Source organism: Methylobacterium oryzae, from assembly GCF_021398735.1.
GTDB lineage: Bacteria > Pseudomonadota > Alphaproteobacteria > Rhizobiales > Beijerinckiaceae > Methylobacterium.
Genome location: NZ_CP090349.1, coordinates 2031523 through 2050574, shown reverse-complemented (window position 1 = coordinate 2050574; position 19052 = coordinate 2031523). Strand labels below are relative to the sequence as shown.

Sequence of the window (19052 nt, the reverse complement as noted above, 5' to 3'; positions counted from 1 at the left end):
TCAGTCCTTGGCGCGCTCGACGTAGGATCCGTCGGCCGTCATGACGACGACGCGGGTGCCGGCGGCGATGTGGGGCGGCACGGTCGTGCGCACGCCGTTCGACAGGGTCGCGGGCTTGTAGGACGACGAGGCGGTCTGGCCCTTCAGGACCGGCTCGGTCTCGGCGACCTCGAGCGTGACACGCTGGGGCAGCTCGATGGTCAGCGGGACGCCGTTATGGACGGAGAGCATCACCGCCATGCCCTCCTGAAGGTACGGGGCGGCGTCGCCGACCACGTCCTGCGGCACCGCGATCTGCTCGTAGTTCTCGGGGTTCATGAAATGGAACCCCTCGCCGTCGCTGTAGAGGAAGGTGTGCTCGCGATCCTCCACGAAGGCGCGCTCGACCTGCTCGGTCGTCCGGTAGCGCTCGGACACCTTCACGCCGTCCGTGATCCGGCGCATGTCGAGCTGGGTCACCGGGGTGCCCTTGCCGGGGTGGATGTTCTCGGCGAACAGGATCACGTAGAGCTTGCCGTCCTTCTCGACGACGTTGCCCTTGCGGAGCGTTGAGGCGATCACCTTCACGGAATTGCGTCCTGCATTGACATGGGGGCCGGCACGCGCCAAGCGCGGGCGCTGCATCTCGGACCCCGCCACTATCGCATCTGCGCCGCGGTTGCCAGCGGGCGGGCGCGGACCGTCGATGGCAACCGGCATCGGCCGCGGCGCGTCTCCGCGGCCCGGAGCCAGTCAGGTCCGAGGATGAGAGTGCTCCAGAACGCGACGCGTCCCGGTTGGAGCCGGCCGGTCCCGATCCGGCGCGGAGGCCGGTCGTGAGCGGACCCGCCTCCCCCTGGTGGTCGGCCGGCCGCCACGCCGACCGGCGCCCGGCGCTGCTCCTGCGCAACCGCGTCCTCGCGGCGTTCCGCGCGTGGTTCGCGGACCGCGACTTCGTCGAGGCCGAGGCCGCCTGCCTGCAGGTCTCGCCCGGCAACGAGGCGCACCTGTCCGCCTTCGCCACCGAGGCCGTCGGTGCGAGCGGCGCCCGCACGTCCCTCTACCTGCACACCTCGCCGGAATTCGCCTGCAAGAAGCTGCTGGCGGCGGGCGAGCCACGACTGTTCAGCGTCGCCCGGGTGTTCCGAAACCGCGAGCGCGGGCCGCTGCACCATCCCGAATTCACGATGCTCGAGTGGTACCGGGCCGGCGCCCCCTACACGGCGCTGATGGCGGATTGCGCCGACCTGCTCGCCGGCGCGGCCGAGACCGCCGGCGCCCGCCGCTTCACCTTCCGCGACCGGGAGACGGATCCCTTCGCCGAGCCGGAGCGCCTCACCCTGGCCGAGGCCTTCGACCGCTTCGCCGGGATCGACCTGCTGGCGAGCGTCGCGCCGGGCGGCGAGACGGACCGCGAGACTCTGGCCGCCGCCGTCGCGGCCTCCGGCCTCCGGGTCGCCCCGGACGATACCTGGGCCGACCTGTTCTCCCGCGTCCTCGTCGCGCGGATCGAGCCGCATCTCGGCCTCGGCCGCCCGACCATCCTGTGCGAGTACCCGGTCAGCGAGGCCGCCCTCGCCCGTCCGGCGCCGCACGACCCGCGGGTGGCCGAGCGGTTCGAACTCTACGCCTGCGGCGTCGAGCTGGCCAACGCGTTCGGCGAGCTGACCGACCCGGCGGAGCAGCGCCGCCGGTTCGAGGCCGAGATGGCCGAGAAGCAGCGGGTCTACGGCGAGCGCTACCCGATCGACGACGAGTTCCTCGCGGCGCTGGCCGTCATGCCGGAGGCGTCGGGAGTCGCCCTGGGCTTCGACCGCCTGGCGATGCTGGCCTGCGGGGCTACCCGGGTCGAGGACGTGATCTGGACTCCCGTGGCGGAGACGCGGCCATGAACCGGGTCCTGCGCAGCGCGGACGACCTCCTCACCGGCGGCCTGATCTCGGGGGCGGAGGCCGAGGCCCTCGGCGCCGTCCTCGCGCGCTACGCGGTCTCGGTGACGCCCGACATGGCCGAGCTGATCGACCCGCAGGACCCCGACGACCCGATCGGCCGCCAGTTCGTGCCCCGCGCCGCGGAAGCCGTGGCGACGCCGGAGGAGCGCGCCGACCCGATCGGCGACGCCGCCCACGCCCCGGTGACGGGGATCGTGCACCGCTACCCGGACCGCGTGCTGCTGAAGCCGCTCCACATCTGCCCTGTCTACTGCCGCTTCTGCTTCCGCCGGGAGACGGTCGGACCCGACGGGCTCGGGACCCTCACCGACGCCGAACTCGACGCCGCCCTCGCCTACATCGCGCAGGATCCGCGGATCTGGGAGGTGGTGCTCACCGGCGGCGACCCGTTCGCGCTCTCGCCGCGCCGCCTCGGCGCCATCGCGGAGCGCCTCGCCGCCATCCCCCATGTCCGGGTCATGCGGGTCCACACGCGCGTGCCCGTGGTGAAGCCCGATCTCGTCTCCGATGCCCTGGTCCAGGCGCTCAAGCGGTTCGGGCGGGCGGTCTTCGTCGCCGTGCACGCGAACCATCCGCGGGAATTCACCGCCGCCGCCAGCGCCGCCTGCGCCCGGCTGGTCGATGCCGGCATTCCCCTGGTCAGCCAGTCGGTGCTCCTGCGCGGCGTCAACGACGAGGCCGCGACCCTCGAGGCGCTGATGCGGATCCTCGTCGAGAACCGGATCAAACCGTACTATCTCCACCACGGCGACTTGGCCCCCGGGACGGCCCACCTGCGCACGGACGTGCCCAAGGGGCAGGCGCTGATGCGCGCCCTGCGCGGCCGCCTCTCCGGCCTCGCCCAGCCGACCTACGTGCTCGACATTCCCGGCGGCCACGGCAAGGTGCCGATCGGACCGGGCTACCTGCACGACACCCCCGACGGGGTGCGCGTGACCGATCCGGGCGGGCAGGACCACGCCTACCCGCCGAAGGCGTGACGGAGACTCTTCGATTATGCGCAGGCTTTGGGGCCGCCTCACCTCGGTGAACGTGCAGAAGGCGGTGTGGGGACTCGACGAGACGGGCCTGCCGTACGAGCGGGTCGAGGCCGGCGGCGCCCACGGGGTCGTCGACGACCCCGGCTACCGCGCGATGAACCCGAACGGCCTCGTCCCGACCTTGGAGGAGGACGGCTTCGTCCTGTGGGAATCCAACGCGATCCTCCGCTACCTGGCGGCGGTGAGCCCGGCCCTGGCCCTGCCGGCTGACCCCCGGGCGCGCGCCCACGCGGAGCAGTGGCTCGACTGGCAGGCCACGAGCTTCACGCCGGCCATGCGCGACGCCTTCTGGCAGCTCTACCGCGCGGCCGATCCGGACCGCGGCCTGATCGCCGCATCGCTGAAGAAGAGCGAGGCCATGGCGGAGATCCTCGACCGCCATCTCGCGGACCGGACCTACGCGGTCGGCGACAGCTTCGGCATCGCTGACATCGCCCTCGGCTGCGCGGCGCATCGCTGGCTGAACCTTCCGGCCGAGCGGATCGAGCGCCCGGCGCTGCGGCGCTGGTACGACCGGATCGCCGTCCGGCCCGGTGCCGCCCGGGCGCTCGGCGAGCCCATCGCCTGACGGCCGCCGCGGGCGCCCGGAGCCTTGCCGGCACGCCCGCGCGATCCACCTTCCCCGACCGCGCCGCCCGGACCGGGACCGGCCTTTCACGGAGCCCCCGATGGCGATCGACCCAACCCTGCGCGACGCGCTCTCCGCCGTGACACCGGCGAGCCTCGCCCGCGCCCTTGCGCGGGCCGGGGTGAAGGCCTGCACGCCACACGGGCTCTCGGCGCGGGGGAGCGGAACCGTGGTCGGGCCCGCCTACACGATGCGGATGATCCCGGCCCGCGACGACGCCGCGGGCGATCTCGCCGCGGCCATCGATGCCGTCCCCGAAGGCGCTGTGGTCGTGATCGATGCCGCGGCCTCCGCCCTCGCCCTGCCATTCGGAGCGATCCTGGCGGCACGCCTCGCCCAGCGCGGCGCCGTCGGTCTGATCACCGACGCGGCCCTGCCCGAGGAGATCGGCCTCCCCGCCTGGTGCCGGCCGGCCGCGGCCACAGGGGCCCTGGCCCTGGTCGGCACGCAGGAGCGCGTCGCCTGCGGCGGCGCCGCCATCCATCCCGGCGATATCCTGGTCGGCGACTCGAGCGGCCTCGTCGCCGTGCCGGCGGCGCTCGCCGAGCGGGTCGCCCTGGAGGCCGTCGAGCAGCAGCGCCTCGATCTCTGGATCCAGCGCGAGGTCGAGCGCGGCGCCGACCTCGCGAGTCTCCTTCCGCCGGACGCCGCGGCGCTCGCCCGGTTCGAGGCCGAGACGAAGCCGGCCTGAGCACCGTGTTCTTCCCCGTCTCGAAGGTGATCTTCTTCCTGATCACCCCGTCGAACTTCTGCATCTTCGCGATCCTGCTCGGGATCGCCGTCGCGGCGGTGACGCGGTGGCGGAGGGCCGGCCTCGGTCTGGCGCTGCTCGGCACCCTGCTGCTCGGCGCGGCCGGGCTGGCGCCCCTGTCGGACGTGGCCCTGATCCCCCTCGAGCAGCGCTTCCCCGCCTATCCGGATGACGGGCCGGCCCCGGCCGGGATCATCGTGCTGGGCGGCGGCATCGAGACGGGCCTCTCGGAGGCGCGTCGCCAGATCGTCGTCAACGATGCCGGCGAGCGGCCGATCTATCTCGCCGACCTCGCCCGGCGCTACCCGGCGGCGCGGCTGGTCTTCTCCGGCGGCAGCGGCTTCATCGCGGGCGGCATGGCCGAAGCCGACATCGTGAGCCGGCAGGCGGACGTGATCGGCGTTCCGCGGACGCGCCTTATCCTGGAGAACCGCTCACGCAACACCCACGAGAACGCCGCCTTCTCGGCGGCCCTGGTGCAGCCGAAGCCCGGCGAGCGCTGGCTGCTCGTGACCTCGGCCTGGCACATGCCCCGGGCGGTCGGCTGCTTCCGCCAGGCCGGATTCGCGGTGGACGCGTTCCCGGTGGATTACCGGACCCGCGGCTGGGGCGACGTCGCGCATTTCCACGGCTTCGCGTCGGACGGGCTGCTCCAGTTCGACCTGGCCGTGAAGGAGTGGATCGGCCTCGTCGCCTATCGCCTGTCCGGCTACACGCCGGACTGGCTGCCGGGACCGGATTCCAGGGGGGCTTCCGAGGCCGCATCGGAGGTCGGCAGCGACAGGCGGTAGATCCCGCGGAAATCGTCCGGGTCGACGGGCTTCCCCTTCCGCAGGATCGCGATCCGCCCGGCATGGGCGAGCCGCACCGCGACCCGGCGCACAGGCTGCATCAGCGGGCCCCAGCCGTCCGGGTGCGGGCCGCCGAGGGCGCGGGCGACCTCCGAGGGGCAGACGGTCTTGTCGGCGCCGCGCTCGGCCACGAGGCGCAGCATCGCCGTCTCGATCGCGGCGTCGTCGGGTCGTGGGTCGGTCATGTGCGGGCCTCTTCGGCGGGCGACAGGAGCGGCGCCTCGAGCGGTCCCTCGTGGGGCCCCTCCCCGGCTTCGAGGAGAGCCTTGCGGATCTCCGAGGCAAACTGGCGGCGCCACATGATGATCACGACGGCCGTCGTCGAGACGAACAGCACGTAGGGGCTGATGAACCAGCCGAGATAGGCCAGCGCGAAAAAGAACGCGCGCTGACCGCGGGCGAAGTGCCGCCCGGCGCTGACGTTCATGGCCGCGAGCCGCCGCACCGCCCGCAGCATCTCGACGTCGCTCGTGCCGGACCCCTTGTGCGGCACGGCGCCCAGCAGGATCGCCGTGTAATTGAACAGCCTGTAGGCCCAGGCGAATTTGAAGAACGCGTAGACGAAGATCAGCGCGAGGCCGGCGACCTTCAGCTCCCAGGTCAGGCGATTGGCCACCGTCCCGAAGGGCAGCGTGGCGAACAGGTTCAGGACGTCGTCCCCGGAGCGCGACAGGGTCAGGACGGAACCCAGCGCGATGAGCGAAGTCGAGGCGAAGAAGGCCGTACCGTTCTGCAGCGAGGCGTTGATCTGCGTGTCGACCACCCGGTTGTCGCGGCCGATGACCTGGCGCGCCCAGTTGGCCCGGTGGCCGTTCATGATCTGGCTGAGGGAGACCATCCTGCCGCGCAGCCGGCCGACGGACAGGCCGTAGGCGATCCAGGCGAGGACGAAGTAGAGCAGCGCCGCGAGATCGAGATGCGAGAAGGCGGCGCTGCCGGCGGACAGGTCGGTCATGGTCTCCGGATGGCGGATACGCGAAGGGGCCATCCGCCATACCAGTCCGCGGGCGCGCGCTGAACCCGCCGCGGCGATCTCAGTCGCGCAGGATCCGGAATTCGCCGTCGCGCGGCACGTCGCCGCCGTCCCGCGCGGCCACGTCGGTCACGCGCGCACCCGGCGGACCCGACCGGCACAGGGCCGCCATCTCCGCCACGGCCTCCGGCGCGCCGCTGAAGACCGCCTCGACCGTGCCGTCGTCGCGATTGCGCACGGAGCCGGCGAGGCCGCGGGCGCGGGCCTCGGACTGCGTCCAGGCCCGGTAGGACACGCCCTGGACGCGACCGGTGACGATGACGGAGATCGTCCGGGTCTCGCTCATGCGGGCGCGGTCTCGCCTGGATGGGCCCGCGCCGGCGGCGCGGGCCGGGATGGCCTCACTCGGCCGCGATCGGGCGACGCATGCCGGCACCGAGGGCCGGGGTCCGCGTCGCGCCGGTGCGGACATGCGTGGAGTAGAGCATCAGGCCCGTGAAGGCGATGCCGCCCACGATGTTCCCGATCAGCGTCGGGATCTCGTTCCAGAGCAGGTAGTCCATCACCGTGAGGTGGCCGCCCATGAGGATCGCCGACGGGAACAGGAACATGTTCACCACCGAGTGCTCGAAGGTCATGAAGAAGAACACCGTGATCGGCATCCACATCGCGATGACCTTGCCGGGCACCGAGGTCGACAGCATGGCGCCGATGACGCCGGTCGAGACCATCCAGTTGCACAGCATGGCGCGGACGAAGAGCGTCAGCATCCCCGAGGCGCCGTACTTCTCGTAGCCGAGGGTGCGCGCCTCGCCGATCCCGGCGATGAGCTTGCCGACGGCGTTCGGCTCGGTGGCGAAGCCGAAGGTGAAGACGATCGACATCATCACCGCGGTGGTCAGGGCGCCCGCGAAGTTGCCGAAGAAGACCAGCACCCAGTTGCGGGCGACGCCGGCCACGGTGACGCCGGGGCGCTTGTCGATGAGGGCGAGCGGCGTGAGCACGCAGACGCCGGTGAACAGGTCGTAGCCGAGCAGGTACAGCATCGAGAAGCCGACCGGGAACAGCAGCGCCGCGACCAGCGGCTGGCCGGTCGCCTGGTTGACGCTCACCGCGAAGGCGGCGGCGAGCGCCAGGATCGCGCCGGCCATGTAGGCTCGGATGAACGTGTCCTTGGTAGCCATGAAGACCTTCGCCTCACCGGCATCGACGGCCTTCTTCACGAAATCGGCGGGCGCCAGATACGACATGCACAACTCTCCCTCGCGAACGCACGCCGATCGTCGTTGACCGACGGGCGCGCCGCGCAATCACGGATGGCCGGACGGGCGCGGTGCTGCCGCTCGCCCTCCAGCTCGCTCGTGGGCAAGCATGTCGCGTACCAACTGCGCGACGCTCAGGCGGGCAGGCCGCGGGCCCAGGTGCCGAGTTCCCGAAGATAGGCGGGCGGCAGCTGCGCCGCGCGCGCCGCCGCGACGACCGCCTCCAGGTATCCGGGCCTCGGACGGCCGGGCGCGGTCGAGCATCCGCGATAGATCAGGGCGCGCTTGACGCCCTCCCCGGTGCGGACCGGCAGCGCCGCCTTGGTGTAGAGCCCCCCGGCGACGCCCTCGTAGCGGTCGAGGGCCGGGATGTCGTCGGGAGCGAGTTCCCACAGGACGCCCCAGACGGTGCGCCTTCGATCGGGCACGACCGACGCGTAGCCCTCGCGCATGATGATGAAGCGGTGGTTCGGCAGATGTCCGCCGCCGATCAGCCGCGAAACCGGGCAGCGCAGCGCCATCGCGGCGGCATCCATGTTGGCGCCGTAGGCGAAATAGAGGGGCATGCCGGAGCTGTGAGAGCCTACTCGCCCGCTGGGGGATCGAGGCGCTGCGCGGCCCGCTCGTTCGCGCGCACGGCCGCGTAGGCGATCGCCAGCGTGATCGCCGGAATGCCGAACGTTACGAAGATCCAGTCGTAGTTCACGGCTTCAGGCTCTGGAGGGCACGCCTCGCACCGTAACAGTACTGCGCAGCCGGTCCCCAGCCAAACGAGCGTGAAGATCGCGTTCTCGACGCGCAGCGCCGGTGCACTCGGCACACCGAAGCTCGCGGCCGTCATCGGCGTGACGAAGCCGATGACGACGTAGGCAACCGCGATGTTGTTCAGCGCCGTCGCCAGCAGCTTGGTCTGCTCATTGTGAACCGTAGTCACGGCCGCGAGCGCGACGCGTGCCCCGCGATCAGGCGAATTCCAGGATCACCGCGTCGACCGCGAGGCTGTCGCCCTCCTTGGCGTGGATCTTCCCCACCGTCGCGTCGCGCTCGGCGCGGAGGACGTTCTCCATCTTCATGGCCTCGACGACCGCGATCGGCTCGCCGTTCTTCACCTCCTGGCCCTCGGTGACGAGGATCTGCTTCACGAGGCCGGGCATCGGGCAGAGCACCTGCTTGCCCGAGCCGGCCTGCTCCTTCACCGGCATCAGGGCGGCGAGCTCCGCCTCGCGGCGGGTGTAGACCCGGGCCTCGGCGGCCGCGCCGGCGTGCTGCAGGAACACGCCGTTGAGCAGGCTGCGCACCTGGATCGCCACGCGCTCCGAGCCGATCGTGCCGATCCAGACCGGCTCGCCCGGGCGCCAGGCGCTCGCCACCGTGAGCGCCGTGCCGTCGTCGCGGGTGACGAGGATGTCCTCGCCCTCCGGCTCGACCGTCACCGGGAAGGATTGACCCGCCAGGATCACCACGCGCTCACGCTCGAAGGCGAAGAGGCCGGGCGCGCGCATCTGCCCGGAGATGCCGCGCTTGCGCTGGTTGAGCTTGTGGTCGATCGCCGCCGCCGCCGCCATCATGCGGATCGCCACCGGGCCGGCGGGCTCCGGAGCCGTGAAACCCTCGGGGAATTCCTCGGCGATGAAGCCTGTGGACAGCCGACCCTCCTGCCAGCGCGGATGGGCCATCAGCGCCGAGAGGAACGGGATGTTGTGGCGGATGCCGTCGATGGCGAAGGCGTCGAGGGCCTCGCCCTGCGCGGCGATCGCCTCGGCCCGGGTCGGCGCCCAGGAGACCAGCTTGGCGATCATCGGGTCGTAGTGGATGGCGATCTCGCCGCCCTCCTCCACGCCGGTATCGTTGCGGATGATCGCCGTGCCCTGCTGGCCCTCCTCCGGCGGACGGTAGGTGGTCAGCCGACCGATCGAGGGCAGGAAGTTGCGGGTCGGGTCCTCGGCGTAGACGCGGCTCTCGACCGCCCAGCCGTTCAGCTTCACGTCGTCCTGGGTGATCGGCAGCTTCTCGCCGGCCGCGACGCGGATCATCAGCTCGACGAGGTCGAGGCCGGTGATCATCTCGGTGACCGGATGCTCGACCTGCAGACGGGTGTTCATCTCCAGGAAGTAGAAGGACTTGTCCTGCCCGGCGACGAACTCGACCGTGCCGGCCGAATCGTAGTTCACCGCCTTGGCGAGCGCGACGGCCTGCTCGCCCATCTTGCGGCGGGTCTTCTTGTCGAGGAGCGGCGACGGCGCCTCCTCGATCACTTTCTGGTTACGGCGCTGGATCGAGCACTCGCGCTCGCCGAGGTAGACGACGTTGCCGTGCTTGTCGCCGATCAGCTGGATCTCGATGTGGCGCGGGTCGGTGATGAACTTCTCGATGAAGACGCGGTCGTCGCCGAAGGAGGAGGCCGCCTCCGACTTGGCGCGGGCGAAGCCCTCCGCCACTTCCTCGCCCGAGTAGGCGATGCGCATCCCCTTGCCGCCGCCGCCCGCGGAGGCCTTGATCATCACCGGGTAACCGATCTCGTCGGCGATCTTCCTGGCGTGCTCGGGTGATTCGATCACGCCGAGGAAGCCCGGAACCGTCGAGACCTCGGCGGCGGCCGCCGCCTTCTTCGACTCGATCTTGTCGCCCATGGCGGCGATGGCCCCCGGGTTGGGGCCGATGAACACGATGCCGGCGGCCTCGAGCGCCTTCGGGAAGGCCTCGCGCTCGGAGAGGAAGCCGTATCCCGGATGGACGGCCTGGGCGCCGGTCTTCTTGCAGGCCTCGACGATCTTCTCGATCACGAGGTACGATTCGGAGGCGGCAGCGGGCCCGATATGCACGGCCTCGTCGGCCATGGCGACGTGCACGGCGTCGCGATCGGCATCCGAGTAGACCGCTACGGTCTTGATGCCCATCCTCCGGGCCGTCTTGATCACCCGGCAGGCGATCTCACCCCGGTTGGCAATCAGGATCTTGTCGAACATCGCTGGCGCACTGCTTTCGAGATCGCCGGATTGCGCACCGGCTTGACTGTCCCGATAGATCAGTTGCGCCGCCGACGGAAGCTGCGCCTTGGTCTGAGGCTCAGGCGGCCAGGGCGAAGGTCATGCGCGGGGCCTGGACCGTGTCGCGGGCGCGACGGTTGGCCTCGAGGGCGAAGGCCACCAGTGATTCGGCGCTGCTCTCGGCCTCGCGGACGACTTCCATGGCGATCCGGGCACCCACCGCGCTCGGGCCGTCGCGGCCGCTGAGCGAGGCGGCGAGCCACGCGGCGACGTCGCGGTCGATGTAGCCGGTCGGGCGCGAGCCCCACACGGCGAAGTCGACGACCGAGGCGACCAGGAAGTCGGCGAAGGCGTCGGAACCGATCACCGCCCGCTCGAGGGCGATCAGGAGGTCGGCCTCCTCGCGGTTCATGAGGCCGTCCGGGAGAACCTCGCGCTTCAGGACGAGCAGGTCCTCGTCGCTGATCGTGCCGGCCGAGACAGCATGGTTGCAGAACTGTTGAACGGAAATGGTGGTCATGATCGCCTGCCTCCCCGACCTTTGTTGCGGTCGGCTCTAGTCCCTGTGTGTCTTCAACTTACGGGACCGCTCCCCTTCCAGAGGTTAATGGCGAGATCTGAACGGAAGTTCAGGTAAACACCCCCCGAGCAAGCAGGCTTATTGGGACGTTGACCGGTTGCGTTACCGGACGATGACCGTGGCTCCCACGGGCACCCGGTTGTAGAGGTCGACCACGTCGATGTTGCGCATTCGGATGCAGCCCGAGGAGACCGCCTGGCCGATCTTCTCGGGCTCGTTCGTGCCGTGGATCCGGTAGAGCGTGTCCCGACCGCGATCCGACAGGTACAGGGCGCGGGCGCCGAGCGGGTTCATCGGGCCGCCCTGCATGGCGTGGACGTGCGGCCAGCGCCGGATCATCTCGGCCGGCGGGTTCCAGGCCGGCCACTCCGCCTTGCGGTCGATCCGGGCCGTGCCGGTCCAGCCATACGCCTCGTCGCCCACCGACACGCCGTAGCGCATCGCCCGGCCGTTCGGCAGGACGAGGTAGAGCTGGCGCTCCTTGGTCTCGACGACGATCGTGCCGGGCGCTTCCCGGGTCGGGTCGGCGATCTCGTAGCGGGCGAAGTGCGGATCGAACTCGGCCTCGGGCACCAGGGCCATGTACTCGGCGTCGCGGGCCGAGAGCGCCGGATCGGGCACGCCCTTGAAGGTGCAGCCCGCCAGCAGCAGGGCGCAGCCGAGTCCCGAGATAATGCGCATATCCCCGCCTCGAAGGTCGTCGCGGCCGCGGACGGGGCGCGCGGATCGCCGATCCGGGTCCGTCCCGTGGAAGAATCACGCAACCATAAGGGGGCAACGGCACCCCGCCGTAGTCCGCGCGTTGGGCCCGTGGCACATTGCCGGCTCCTGTTGCCGGTGCGCGACAGGCGAGCATCCCGGGAGCGACCCTCGTGACCACCCTGTACGTGAGCCATCCCGCCAGCTTCGATCACGAGGTCCCCGAGGGGCATCCGGAGCGACCGGCCCGGATGCGCGCGGTGGAGCGGGCCCTGGAGGACGAGCGCTTCGCGGGCCTCGTGCGGGCCACGGCGCCCCGGGGCGAGATCGAGGCCGTCACCCTCGCGCACCCGCGCGAGTACGTGGACGCGCTGGTGGCGGCGGTGCCCGAGCACGGCATGGTCGGCATCGATTCCGACACGATCCTGTCGGCGGGCAGCCTCGAGGCGACGCTGCGGGCCGTGGGCGGCGGGATGCACGCCGTCGACGCCGTCGTCGGCGGCGAGTGCCGCAACGCCTTCGTGGCCATGCGCCCGCCCGGCCACCACGCGGAGCGGACCCGCGCGATGGGCTTCTGCCTGTTCAACCACGCCGCCATCGCGGCCCTGCACGCCCGGAAGAAGCACGGCGCCGAGCGGGTGGCGCTCGTGGACTGGGACGTCCACCACGGCAACGGCAGCCAGGACATCTTCTGGAACGACGCCTCGGTGCTCTACTGCTCGACCCACCAGATGCCGCTCTATCCCGGGACCGGATCGCCGTCCGAGCGGGGCGAGAAGGACACGATCGTCAACGTGCCGCTGCGGCCGAACGACGACGGCGAGGTGTTCCGCGAGGCGTTCGAGACCGGCATCCTCTCCCGCCTGGAGGCGTTCCGGCCGGACGTGATCGTGATCTCCGCCGGCTTCGACGCGCACCGGCTGGACCCGCTCGCCAATCTGCGGCTGGAGGCCGAGGATTTCGGCTGGGCGACCCGCCGCCTGATGGACCTGGCCGAGCGCTGCGCGGGCGGCCGGGTCGTCTCGATCCTCGAGGGCGGCTACAGCCTCGAGGGCCTCGGCAAGTCGGTGGCCGCCCACGTCGACGCGCTGATGGGCCGCTGACGGCGGCTGCGTTGCGGTCGTCCGGCGGCAGGCGATAATCGGCGTCTCGGAGGAGATCGCCGCCATGCCGCCACGGAGCCGTCTGCGCCCACCCCTGCGGAGCATTCCCGTCCCGGCCGCGGGCACCGCTCGATGACGCTCGCGGGCTTCCTGACCTACGCGCTGGCCCTCGGGGTCGCTGCCGCGATCCCCGGGCCCGGCGTCGTCGCCCTCGTCGCCCGGGCCCTGGGCGCCGGTTTCGGCGCCGCGATGGCCTTCTCGCTCGGCCTGATCCTCGGCGACCTGACCTATCTCGCCGCCGCGATCTTCGGCCTGTCGCTGATCGCAGAGGCGCTCGGGGCGGTCTTCGTCGTCGTCCGCTACGGCGCGGCGCTCTACCTGGCCTACCTGGCGTTCCGGCTCTGGCGCGCGGCCGGAGCCGCAGCCCGGGTCGAGGGGGAATCGCGGGACCGGCCGTGGACCAGCTTCGTCGCCGGGCTGACCATCACCTTGGGCAATCCGAAGACGATCGTCTTCTACCTCGCGATCCTGCCAACGCTCGTCGATCTGCGGGGCGTGACGGCGGCGGATTGCGTCACCCTCGTCGTCATCACGGCCGCGATCCTCTTCGCCGTGATGACGCCCTACGCGGCGCTGGCGGCGCGGGCGCGCGAGTCTCTCCGGCGGCCGGCCTTTCGCGCGCGGCTGAACCCCGGCGCCGCGGCGATCATGGCCGGCGCGGCTTTCTGGACCGTCCTGCGCCGCGCCTGACCGGGGCGCTCTTCCGGGCCTCAGCCCTCCAGGGGCTCGTCGCCGAGGAGCTCGATACCGAAGCCCGAGAGGCCGACATAGGAGCGGGACGAGGTGGCGAGGTTGCGGATCGAGACCACGCCGAGATCGCGCAGGATCTGGGCGCCGAGCCCGACCTCGCGCCACTGCCGCGCCCGCAGCGCCTCCGTTCCCTCGTCGGTGACGCTCTTGACCGGGACACCCGCGGTGCCGTCGCGGAGATAGACCAGCACGCCGCGCCCGGCCGCCGCGAAGCGCTTGAGCACGGCGTCGATCTGCTTGCCGCCGCCGATCACGTCGGCAGCGACGTTGGAGCGGTGCAGGCGCACCAGCACGTCGCGGCCGTCGCCGATCTCGCCCATCACGAACGCGAATTGCTGGATCGACTCGAAGGGCGTCGAGAAGACGTAAGCGTTCAGGTCGCCGTGGTTCGAGCGCACCGGGAAGTGTCCGACCCGCTCCACCAGACGATCGCGGGCCTGCCGATAGGCGATCAGGTCAGCCACCGAGACCTGCTTGAGGCCGTGCTTCTCGGCGAAGGTCTCGATCTGCGGCCCCTTCATGACGGTGCCGTCGTCGTTGGCGAGCTCGCAGATCACGCCTACGGGCGGCAGCTCGGCGAGGCGGCACAGGTCGACGGCGGCCTCGGTGTGGCCCGAGCGCATGAGCACGCCGCCGTCGCGGGCGATCAGCGGGAAGACGTGGCCGGGCCGCACGAAGTCGCCGGCGCCCATGTTGCCGTTGGCCAGCGCCCGCACGGTGTTGCAGCGCTGCTCCGCCGAGATGCCGGTCGTCAGCCCGTGCTTGACGTCGACCGTGACCGTGAAGGCGGTGCCCAGCGGTGCGTCGTTCGACGCCACCATCGGCGCGAGGTGCAGGCGCCGGGCCTCGGCCTGCGTGATCGGCGCGCAGACGATGCCGCAGGTGTTGCGGATGATGAACGCCATCTTCTCCGGCGTGCAGAGCGAGGCGGCGACGACGAGGTCGCCCTCGTTCTCGCGGTCGTCGTCGTCGGTGACGACCACGATCTCGCCGCGGGCGAAGGCCGCGATGGCCTCTGTGACGGTGCAGTGGGGCACGGGCATTCTCGAATTGTTGGGACGGACCCGGATCAGGGCTGGGATCCGACCTGTCCGCGATGGCGCAGATAGTGATCGGCCAGCACGCAGGCCATCATGGCCTCCGCGACCGGCACGGCGCGGATGCCGACACAGGGATCGTGCCGGCCCTTGGTGACGAGATCGACCTCGCCGCCGTCGCGGGTGACGGAGCGGCGCGGGGTCAGGATCGAGGAGGTCGGCTTCACGGCGAACCGCACCACGACCGGCTCGCCGTTGGAGATGCCGCCCAGGATGCCGCCCGCGTGGTTCGCCAGGAAGCGCGGCCGGCCGCCGTTGCCGGCCCGCATCTCGTCCGCGTTGTCCTCGCCGCGCAGGGCCGCCGCCGCGAACCCGTCGCCGATCTCGACGCCCTTCACGGCGTTGATCGACATCATCGCGGCGGCCAGGTCCGCGTCCAGCTTGCCGTAGACCGGTGCGCCGAGACCGGGCGGCACGCCCTCGGCGACGACCTCGATGACGGCGCCGACCGACGAGCCGTCCTTCCGGAGCCCGTCGAGATAGGTCTCGTAGAAGGACGCCGTCTCGGCATCGGGGCAGAAGAACGGGTTGTTGCCGACCGCGTCCCAGTCCCAGCGGGACCGGTCGATGGCGTGCGGGCCCATCTGCACGAGGGCCGCCCGGATGGTCACGCCCGGGATGACCTTGCGCGCCACCGCGCCGGCCGCGACCCGCGCGGCGGTCTCTCGCGCCGAGGACCGGCCGCCGCCGCGGTAGTCGCGGATGCCGTACTTCACGTCGTAGGTGTAGTCGGCGTGGCCGGGGCGGTAGCTGTCGCGGATCTCCGAGTAGTCCTTCGAGCGCTGATCCGTGTTCTCGATCATCAGCGCGATCGGGGTGCCGGTGGTGAGCTGGCGGCCGCCGGTGCGGTCGTCCGCGAAGACGCCGGACAGGATCTTGACCTGATCGGGCTCGCGGCGCTGCGTCGTGAAGCGCGACTGGCCGGGCTTCCGGCGATCCAGCTCGGCCTGGATCTCCTCGGCCTCCAGGGGCAGGCCGGGCGGGCAGCCGTCGACGACGCAGCCGAGCGCGATCCCGTGGCTCTCGCCGAAGGTCGTGACGCGGAACAAGTGGCCGAAGGTGTTGTGCGACATGGCGCGGCTGCCTTAGCGCGGGAGCGGCGGGGGCACAAACGCGGCCCGTGCAGGGCGGCCGGGCAGACCCGCGCGCGGTGACGGGTCGGAGCGCCCGGCAGCCTCACCGGGCCTTCGGCGAACCGGGCAGATCGAGCCCGCCCCGCGCCTTGAGCGCCCGGTACGCCGCGACCGCCGCCGCGAGATCCCGGCGCAGCCGGCGCTCGTCGCCGAGATCGGCGAGGGCGTAGGTGAGGCCGAGGATGTGGGCGGCCTCGTAGCCCTCCGGCAATTCGCCCGCGCTGCCGAGGGCGATCGCCGCGTTCGGCAGCGCGTCGGCGAAGTCCGACAGCCGAGTCCTGAGCGCGGCGCCGCTGGCGCGAAGATGGGCACCGGCCGCCGGACCGTGGCTGCGGATCGCCGCCACCGTTCCCTGCGCCAGCGACAGGTGCACCGCCTCGCGGTTCGCCGGAAACAGGTAGACGAGGTAGTAGCCCCGCGTGGCGCTGGTGGTGACGGCGGGATCGAACACGGCGATCCAGGGGATCGCGGCCCAGTGGCTCCCGCGCCCCGGGCTGCCCTTCACCAGGAACGGCCCGTCGATCGGCTCCAGGGCGGCGCGCAGCTCGTCCGGCGCACCCCTGCGGATGACGGCGGCGAGCGGGTGGCCGGCCGGCGGATCGAGCCGGGCGAGCGGGTATTCCTCGACGATCCGCCGGAGGGCGTAGCCGAGGCTCACGGCCGCGCCAGCACCCCGCCGGTGATGGCCTCGCGTACCCCGGTGGTCGCCGGGAAGGTGATCGGCAGGCCCTTGAGCGAGCGCACCGCGAGGTACGCGAAGGCCTGCGCCTCCAGATAGGCGGAGGACCAGCCGATCGCGTCCGCGGTCGTGATCTCGGCGCGCAGGTGGTAGTTCAGGAGCCGCACCAGCTCGCCGTTGCGGGCGCCGCCGCCGGCCACGATCCAGCGGGTCGGGACCTCCGGGGCGTGGTCGAGGGCCCGGGCCACGGCCCGGGCCGTGAAGGCCGTGAGCGTCGCGGCGCCGTCCTCGGTCGAGAGTTGCCCGGCGAGCTTGTGCGAGAACCAGTTCCGGTCCAGCGACTTCGGCGGTTTGCGGAAGAAGAACGGGTGCGTCAGGAGCCAGGCGAGCAGCTGCTCGTCCGGGCGGCCGCGGGCGGCGGTGCGGCCGCCATCGTCGAGGTTCTTGCCCTCGCGCTCCTGCATCCACTCGTCGATCAGGGCGTTTCCGGGACCGGTGTCGAAGGCGATGACGCCCCCCTTCGAGTCGATCAGCGTCGCGTTGGCGACGCCGCCGATGTTAAGGATGCCGAAGGGCCCGTCGAAGCCCGACGCCTCGGCGAGCGCCTTATGGAAGACCGGCACCAGCGGCGCCCCCTGCCCGCCCGCCTCGATATCGGCCCGGCGCAGGTCCGAGACGACCGGGATGCCGAGCCGGGTCGCCAGCGCCTGCCCGTCGCCGATCTGGATCGAGATCCGCTGGTCCGGGCGGTGGATCACGGTCTGGCCGTGGAAGCCGATCACGTCGATCTCGGAGGCATTCAGGCCGTGCTCCTCCAGGAAGCGCTCCACGGCCTCGGCATGGGCGAGGGTGACGAAGGCCTCGGCCTCCGGCAGACGCCCCGGCCGGTCGGCGGGATGGAGGACGGATTCGGCGTCCTTGGTGGCGGCGCGCAGCAGCGCCTTCTCGTCGTCGGCGTAGCCGCGGTAGCCGGTGGGGCCCAGCGGCTCGAGGAAGTTGTTGTGGCCCTTGACCACGTGGACGCGCTCGCCGTCGGTCTCGATCAGCGCGATGTCGACGCCGTCCAGCGAGGTGCCGCTCATCAGTCCGATCGCGCGCATCATCGCCATGCCGTGCTGCCCCGTGCCTTTCGGTCAACGCCCTGCTAAGAGCGCGCCGTATCCTGAACCCAGCGCGAGCTAGCATGCGGGGCCTCGGCCTGTCGCGCCAGCGCGCGACCCGAGATGGCATCCATGACCGCCGAGAGCTTCGCGCCGAAATCCGACTTCCTGCGGATCCTGACCGAGCGCGGCTATATCCACCAGACCTCGGACCTCGCCGGCATCGACGCCGCGGCCCTCGAGGGCCGGCTGACCACCTATGTCGGCTACGACTGCACGGCGCCCTCGCTCCATGTCGGGCACCTCCTGTCGATCATGATGCTGCACTGGCTGCAGGCCACCGGGGGCAGGCCCATCGCCCTGATGGGCGGCGGCACGACCCGGGTCGGCGACCCGTCCGGCCGCGACGAGACCCGCAAGATCCTCACCGTCGAGCAGATCGACGCCAACAAAGCCGAGATCCGCAAGACCTTCGACCGGTTCCTGCGTTTCGGCGACGCGGCCGGCGACGCCGTGATGGTCGACAACGCCGAGTGGCTGACCAAGCTCAACTACATCGAGATGCTGCGCGACGTCGGCCGCCATTTCTCGGTGAACCGCATGCTGTCGATGGACAGCGTGCGCCTGCGCCTGGAGCGCGACCAGGAGCTGTCGTTCCTCGAGTTCAACTACATGATCCTTCAGTCCTACGACTTCGTGGAGCTGAATCGCCGCTACGGCTGCGTCATGCAGATGGGCGGATCGGACCAGTGGGGCAACATCGTCAACGGCATCGATCTCGGCCGCCGCATGGGCACGCCGCAGCTCTACGCCCTGACCTGCCCGCTGCTGACCACGTCGTCCGGCGCCAAGATGGGCAAGACCGCGGCCGGCGCCGTCTGGCTCAACCCGGACATGCTGAAGCCCTACGATTACTGGCAGTTCTGGCGGAACACCGAGGACGCGGACGTGGCCCGCTTCCTCAAGCTGTTCACCCTGCTGCCCATGGAGGAGATCGCGCGCCTCTCCGCCCTCGCCGGCTCCGAGATCAACGCGGCCAAGACGGTGCTGGCCACGGAGGCGACCGCGCTGATGCACGGCCGCGAGGCCGCCGAGGCCGCCGCCGAGACCGCCCGCAAGACCTTCGTCGAGGGGACGCTGGCCGCCGACCTCCCGAGCGTCACCGTGCCGTCCGCCGCCCTGGAGGCGGGCCTCGGCGTGCTCACCGCCTTCGGGCCGGAGGTCGCCAAGCTCGTGCCGTCCACCAGCGAGGCGCGCCGTCAGATCAAGGGCGGCGGCCTGCGGGTCAACGACGTGCCGGTCACGGACGAGAAGGCTGTCCTCGGCCGCGGCGACGTGACCGCGGACGGGGTGATCAAGCTCTCCTTCGGCAAGAAGCGGCACGTGCTGTTGCGGCCCGAATAGGCCGCCCGAGACCGCCACGAGGGA

At 71.4% G+C, this 19052-nt stretch carries 22 protein-coding genes; 8 read left to right on the top strand and 14 right to left on the bottom strand.

Annotated elements, in window-relative coordinates:
* The gene (gene efp / locus LXM90_RS09810) at nt 1-624 is read right to left on the bottom strand and encodes an elongation factor P (protein WP_199778764.1); all 624 of its coding nucleotides are present in this window, start codon (nt 622-624) and stop codon (nt 1-3) included.
* A 191-nt stretch (nt 625-815) separates the two neighbouring features.
* Between efp and epmA the strand changes: the two genes are divergently transcribed.
* The 5 genes from epmA to LXM90_RS09785 all read left to right on the top strand — a co-directional run bounded on the left by epmA (nt 816) and on the right by LXM90_RS09785 (nt 5141).
* Nucleotides 816-1871, top strand: a complete 1056-nt coding sequence (gene epmA / locus LXM90_RS09805) for an EF-P lysine aminoacylase EpmA (RefSeq protein ID WP_026604766.1) — start codon at nt 816-818, stop codon at nt 1869-1871.
* The gene (locus LXM90_RS09800; protein ID WP_234082498.1) at nt 1868-2911 is read left to right on the top strand and encodes a lysine-2,3-aminomutase-like protein; all 1044 of its coding nucleotides are present in this window, start codon (nt 1868-1870) and stop codon (nt 2909-2911) included. The genes epmA and LXM90_RS09800 overlap by 4 nt, the downstream gene beginning before the upstream one ends.
* A 16-nt stretch (nt 2912-2927) precedes the next feature.
* Nucleotides 2928-3539 carry a glutathione S-transferase family protein gene (locus LXM90_RS09795; RefSeq protein WP_020092064.1) on the top strand — a complete coding sequence of 204 codons (612 nt, stop codon included), beginning with the start codon at nt 2928-2930 and terminating at the stop codon, nt 3537-3539.
* A 100-nt stretch (nt 3540-3639) separates the two neighbouring features.
* Nucleotides 3640-4290, top strand: coding sequence for a dimethylmenaquinone methyltransferase (locus LXM90_RS09790; RefSeq protein WP_020092063.1), 651 nt, complete (start codon nt 3640-3642; stop codon nt 4288-4290).
* 5 nt (nt 4291-4295) lie between these two features.
* On the top strand, nt 4296-5141 hold the full coding sequence (locus LXM90_RS09785) for a YdcF family protein (protein ID WP_020092062.1): 846 nt from the start codon (nt 4296-4298) through the stop codon (nt 5139-5141).
* Here the strand turns inward: LXM90_RS09785 and LXM90_RS09780 are convergent.
* From LXM90_RS09780 to LXM90_RS09740, 9 genes are all read right to left on the bottom strand, one after another.
* Entirely contained in the window at nt 5060-5386 is a 327-nt protein-coding gene (locus LXM90_RS09780) for a DUF3253 domain-containing protein (protein ID WP_020092061.1), read from the bottom strand. The genes LXM90_RS09785 and LXM90_RS09780 overlap by 82 nt on opposite strands.
* Complete coding sequence (locus LXM90_RS09775) at nt 5383-6156, bottom strand: DUF599 domain-containing protein (RefSeq protein ID WP_020092060.1); 774 nt, start codon at nt 6154-6156, stop codon at nt 5383-5385. The genes LXM90_RS09780 and LXM90_RS09775 overlap by 4 nt, the downstream gene beginning before the upstream one ends.
* 79 nt (nt 6157-6235) lie before the next feature.
* Complete coding sequence (locus LXM90_RS09770; protein WP_020092059.1) at nt 6236-6520, bottom strand: acylphosphatase; 285 nt, start codon at nt 6518-6520, stop codon at nt 6236-6238.
* A 55-nt stretch (nt 6521-6575) separates the two neighbouring features.
* Nucleotides 6576-7424, bottom strand: a complete 849-nt coding sequence (locus tag LXM90_RS09765; RefSeq protein WP_020092058.1) for a formate/nitrite transporter family protein — start codon at nt 7422-7424, stop codon at nt 6576-6578.
* Between the two features lie 146 nt (nt 7425-7570).
* Nucleotides 7571-8002 (bottom strand): gamma-glutamylcyclotransferase family protein, encoded by a 432-nt coding sequence (locus LXM90_RS09760; protein ID WP_091676826.1) that lies wholly within the window; start codon nt 8000-8002, stop codon nt 7571-7573.
* Nucleotides 8003-8019: 17 nt separating this feature from the next.
* Nucleotides 8020-8370: a hypothetical protein gene (locus LXM90_RS09755; RefSeq protein WP_020092056.1), complete on the bottom strand. Its 351-nt coding sequence runs from the start codon at nt 8368-8370 to the stop codon at nt 8020-8022.
* A 28-nt stretch (nt 8371-8398) separates the two neighbouring features.
* The gene (locus tag LXM90_RS09750; protein WP_020092055.1) at nt 8399-10402 is read right to left on the bottom strand and encodes an acetyl-CoA carboxylase biotin carboxylase subunit; all 2004 of its coding nucleotides are present in this window, start codon (nt 10400-10402) and stop codon (nt 8399-8401) included.
* 100 nt (nt 10403-10502) lie between these two features.
* Nucleotides 10503-10943: a hypothetical protein gene (locus LXM90_RS09745; protein WP_020092054.1), complete on the bottom strand. Its 441-nt coding sequence runs from the start codon at nt 10941-10943 to the stop codon at nt 10503-10505.
* Between the two features lie 162 nt (nt 10944-11105).
* Entirely contained in the window at nt 11106-11684 is a 579-nt protein-coding gene (locus LXM90_RS09740) for a L,D-transpeptidase (RefSeq protein ID WP_020092053.1), read from the bottom strand.
* 191 nt (nt 11685-11875) lie between these two features.
* On the opposite strand from LXM90_RS09740, the gene LXM90_RS09735 reads away from it, so the two are divergent.
* Together LXM90_RS09735 and LXM90_RS09730 are read left to right on the top strand one after the other, a co-directional pair.
* A complete protein-coding gene (locus LXM90_RS09735; protein WP_020092052.1) occupies nt 11876-12805 on the top strand; it encodes a histone deacetylase family protein in 930 nt (309 codons plus the stop codon).
* A 132-nt stretch (nt 12806-12937) separates the two neighbouring features.
* A complete protein-coding gene (locus LXM90_RS09730) occupies nt 12938-13555 on the top strand; it encodes a LysE family translocator (RefSeq protein ID WP_234082495.1) in 618 nt (205 codons plus the stop codon).
* Nucleotides 13556-13575: 20 nt separating this feature from the next.
* On the opposite strand, the gene ribB is transcribed toward LXM90_RS09730, so the two are convergent.
* The 4 genes from ribB to LXM90_RS09710 all read right to left on the bottom strand — a co-directional run bounded on the left by ribB (nt 13576) and on the right by LXM90_RS09710 (nt 17633).
* Nucleotides 13576-14652, bottom strand: a complete 1077-nt coding sequence (gene ribB / locus LXM90_RS09725) for a 3,4-dihydroxy-2-butanone-4-phosphate synthase (RefSeq protein ID WP_026604765.1) — start codon at nt 14650-14652, stop codon at nt 13576-13578.
* 32 nt (nt 14653-14684) lie between these two features.
* Nucleotides 14685-15785, bottom strand: a complete 1101-nt coding sequence (gene aroC, locus LXM90_RS09720; protein ID WP_020092049.1) for a chorismate synthase — start codon at nt 15783-15785, stop codon at nt 14685-14687.
* Between the two features lie 103 nt (nt 15786-15888).
* The gene (locus LXM90_RS09715; RefSeq protein ID WP_042675259.1) at nt 15889-16503 is read right to left on the bottom strand and encodes a DUF3578 domain-containing protein; all 615 of its coding nucleotides are present in this window, start codon (nt 16501-16503) and stop codon (nt 15889-15891) included.
* Nucleotides 16500-17633 (bottom strand): anhydro-N-acetylmuramic acid kinase, encoded by a 1134-nt coding sequence (locus LXM90_RS09710; protein WP_020092047.1) that lies wholly within the window; start codon nt 17631-17633, stop codon nt 16500-16502. Before LXM90_RS09710 ends, LXM90_RS09715 begins: the two co-directional genes overlap by 4 nt.
* A 123-nt stretch (nt 17634-17756) precedes the next feature.
* On the opposite strand from LXM90_RS09710, the gene tyrS reads away from it, so the two are divergent.
* Entirely contained in the window at nt 17757-19028 is a 1272-nt protein-coding gene (gene tyrS / locus LXM90_RS09705) for a tyrosine--tRNA ligase (protein ID WP_042675258.1), read from the top strand.
* Nucleotides 19029-19052 lie beyond the last annotated feature (24 nt).

Excerpts from the sequence above, each read along its gene's own strand:
- efp (WP_199778764.1), bottom strand. The coding sequence starts at position 624 with ATGCAGCGCCCGCGCTTGGCGCGTGCCGGCCCCCATGTCAATGCAGGA.
- LXM90_RS09800 (WP_234082498.1), top strand. The coding sequence starts at position 1,868 with ATGAACCGGGTCCTGCGCAGCGCGGACGACCTCCTCACCGGCGGCCTG.
- LXM90_RS09795 (WP_020092064.1), top strand. The coding sequence starts at position 2,928 with ATGCGCAGGCTTTGGGGCCGCCTCACCTCGGTGAACGTGCAGAAGGCG.
- LXM90_RS09790 (WP_020092063.1), top strand. The coding sequence starts at position 3,640 with ATGGCGATCGACCCAACCCTGCGCGACGCGCTCTCCGCCGTGACACCG.
- LXM90_RS09780 (WP_020092061.1), bottom strand. The coding sequence starts at position 5,386 with ATGACCGACCCACGACCCGACGACGCCGCGATCGAGACGGCGATGCTG.
- LXM90_RS09775 (WP_020092060.1), bottom strand. The coding sequence starts at position 6,156 with ATGACCGACCTGTCCGCCGGCAGCGCCGCCTTCTCGCATCTCGATCTC.
- LXM90_RS09770 (WP_020092059.1), bottom strand. The coding sequence starts at position 6,520 with ATGAGCGAGACCCGGACGATCTCCGTCATCGTCACCGGTCGCGTCCAG.
- LXM90_RS09765 (WP_020092058.1), bottom strand. The coding sequence starts at position 7,424 with ATGTCGTATCTGGCGCCCGCCGATTTCGTGAAGAAGGCCGTCGATGCC.
- LXM90_RS09760 (WP_091676826.1), bottom strand. The coding sequence starts at position 8,002 with ATGCCCCTCTATTTCGCCTACGGCGCCAACATGGATGCCGCCGCGATG.
- LXM90_RS09750 (WP_020092055.1), bottom strand. The coding sequence starts at position 10,402 with ATGTTCGACAAGATCCTGATTGCCAACCGGGGTGAGATCGCCTGCCGG.
- LXM90_RS09745 (WP_020092054.1), bottom strand. The coding sequence starts at position 10,943 with ATGACCACCATTTCCGTTCAACAGTTCTGCAACCATGCTGTCTCGGCC.
- LXM90_RS09740 (WP_020092053.1), bottom strand. The coding sequence starts at position 11,684 with ATGCGCATTATCTCGGGACTCGGCTGCGCCCTGCTGCTGGCGGGCTGC.
- LXM90_RS09730 (WP_234082495.1), top strand. The coding sequence starts at position 12,938 with ATGACGCTCGCGGGCTTCCTGACCTACGCGCTGGCCCTCGGGGTCGCT.
- aroC (WP_020092049.1), bottom strand. The coding sequence starts at position 15,785 with ATGTCGCACAACACCTTCGGCCACTTGTTCCGCGTCACGACCTTCGGC.
- LXM90_RS09710 (WP_020092047.1), bottom strand. The coding sequence starts at position 17,633 with ATGGCGATGATGCGCGCGATCGGACTGATGAGCGGCACCTCGCTGGAC.
- tyrS (WP_042675258.1), top strand. The coding sequence starts at position 17,757 with ATGACCGCCGAGAGCTTCGCGCCGAAATCCGACTTCCTGCGGATCCTG.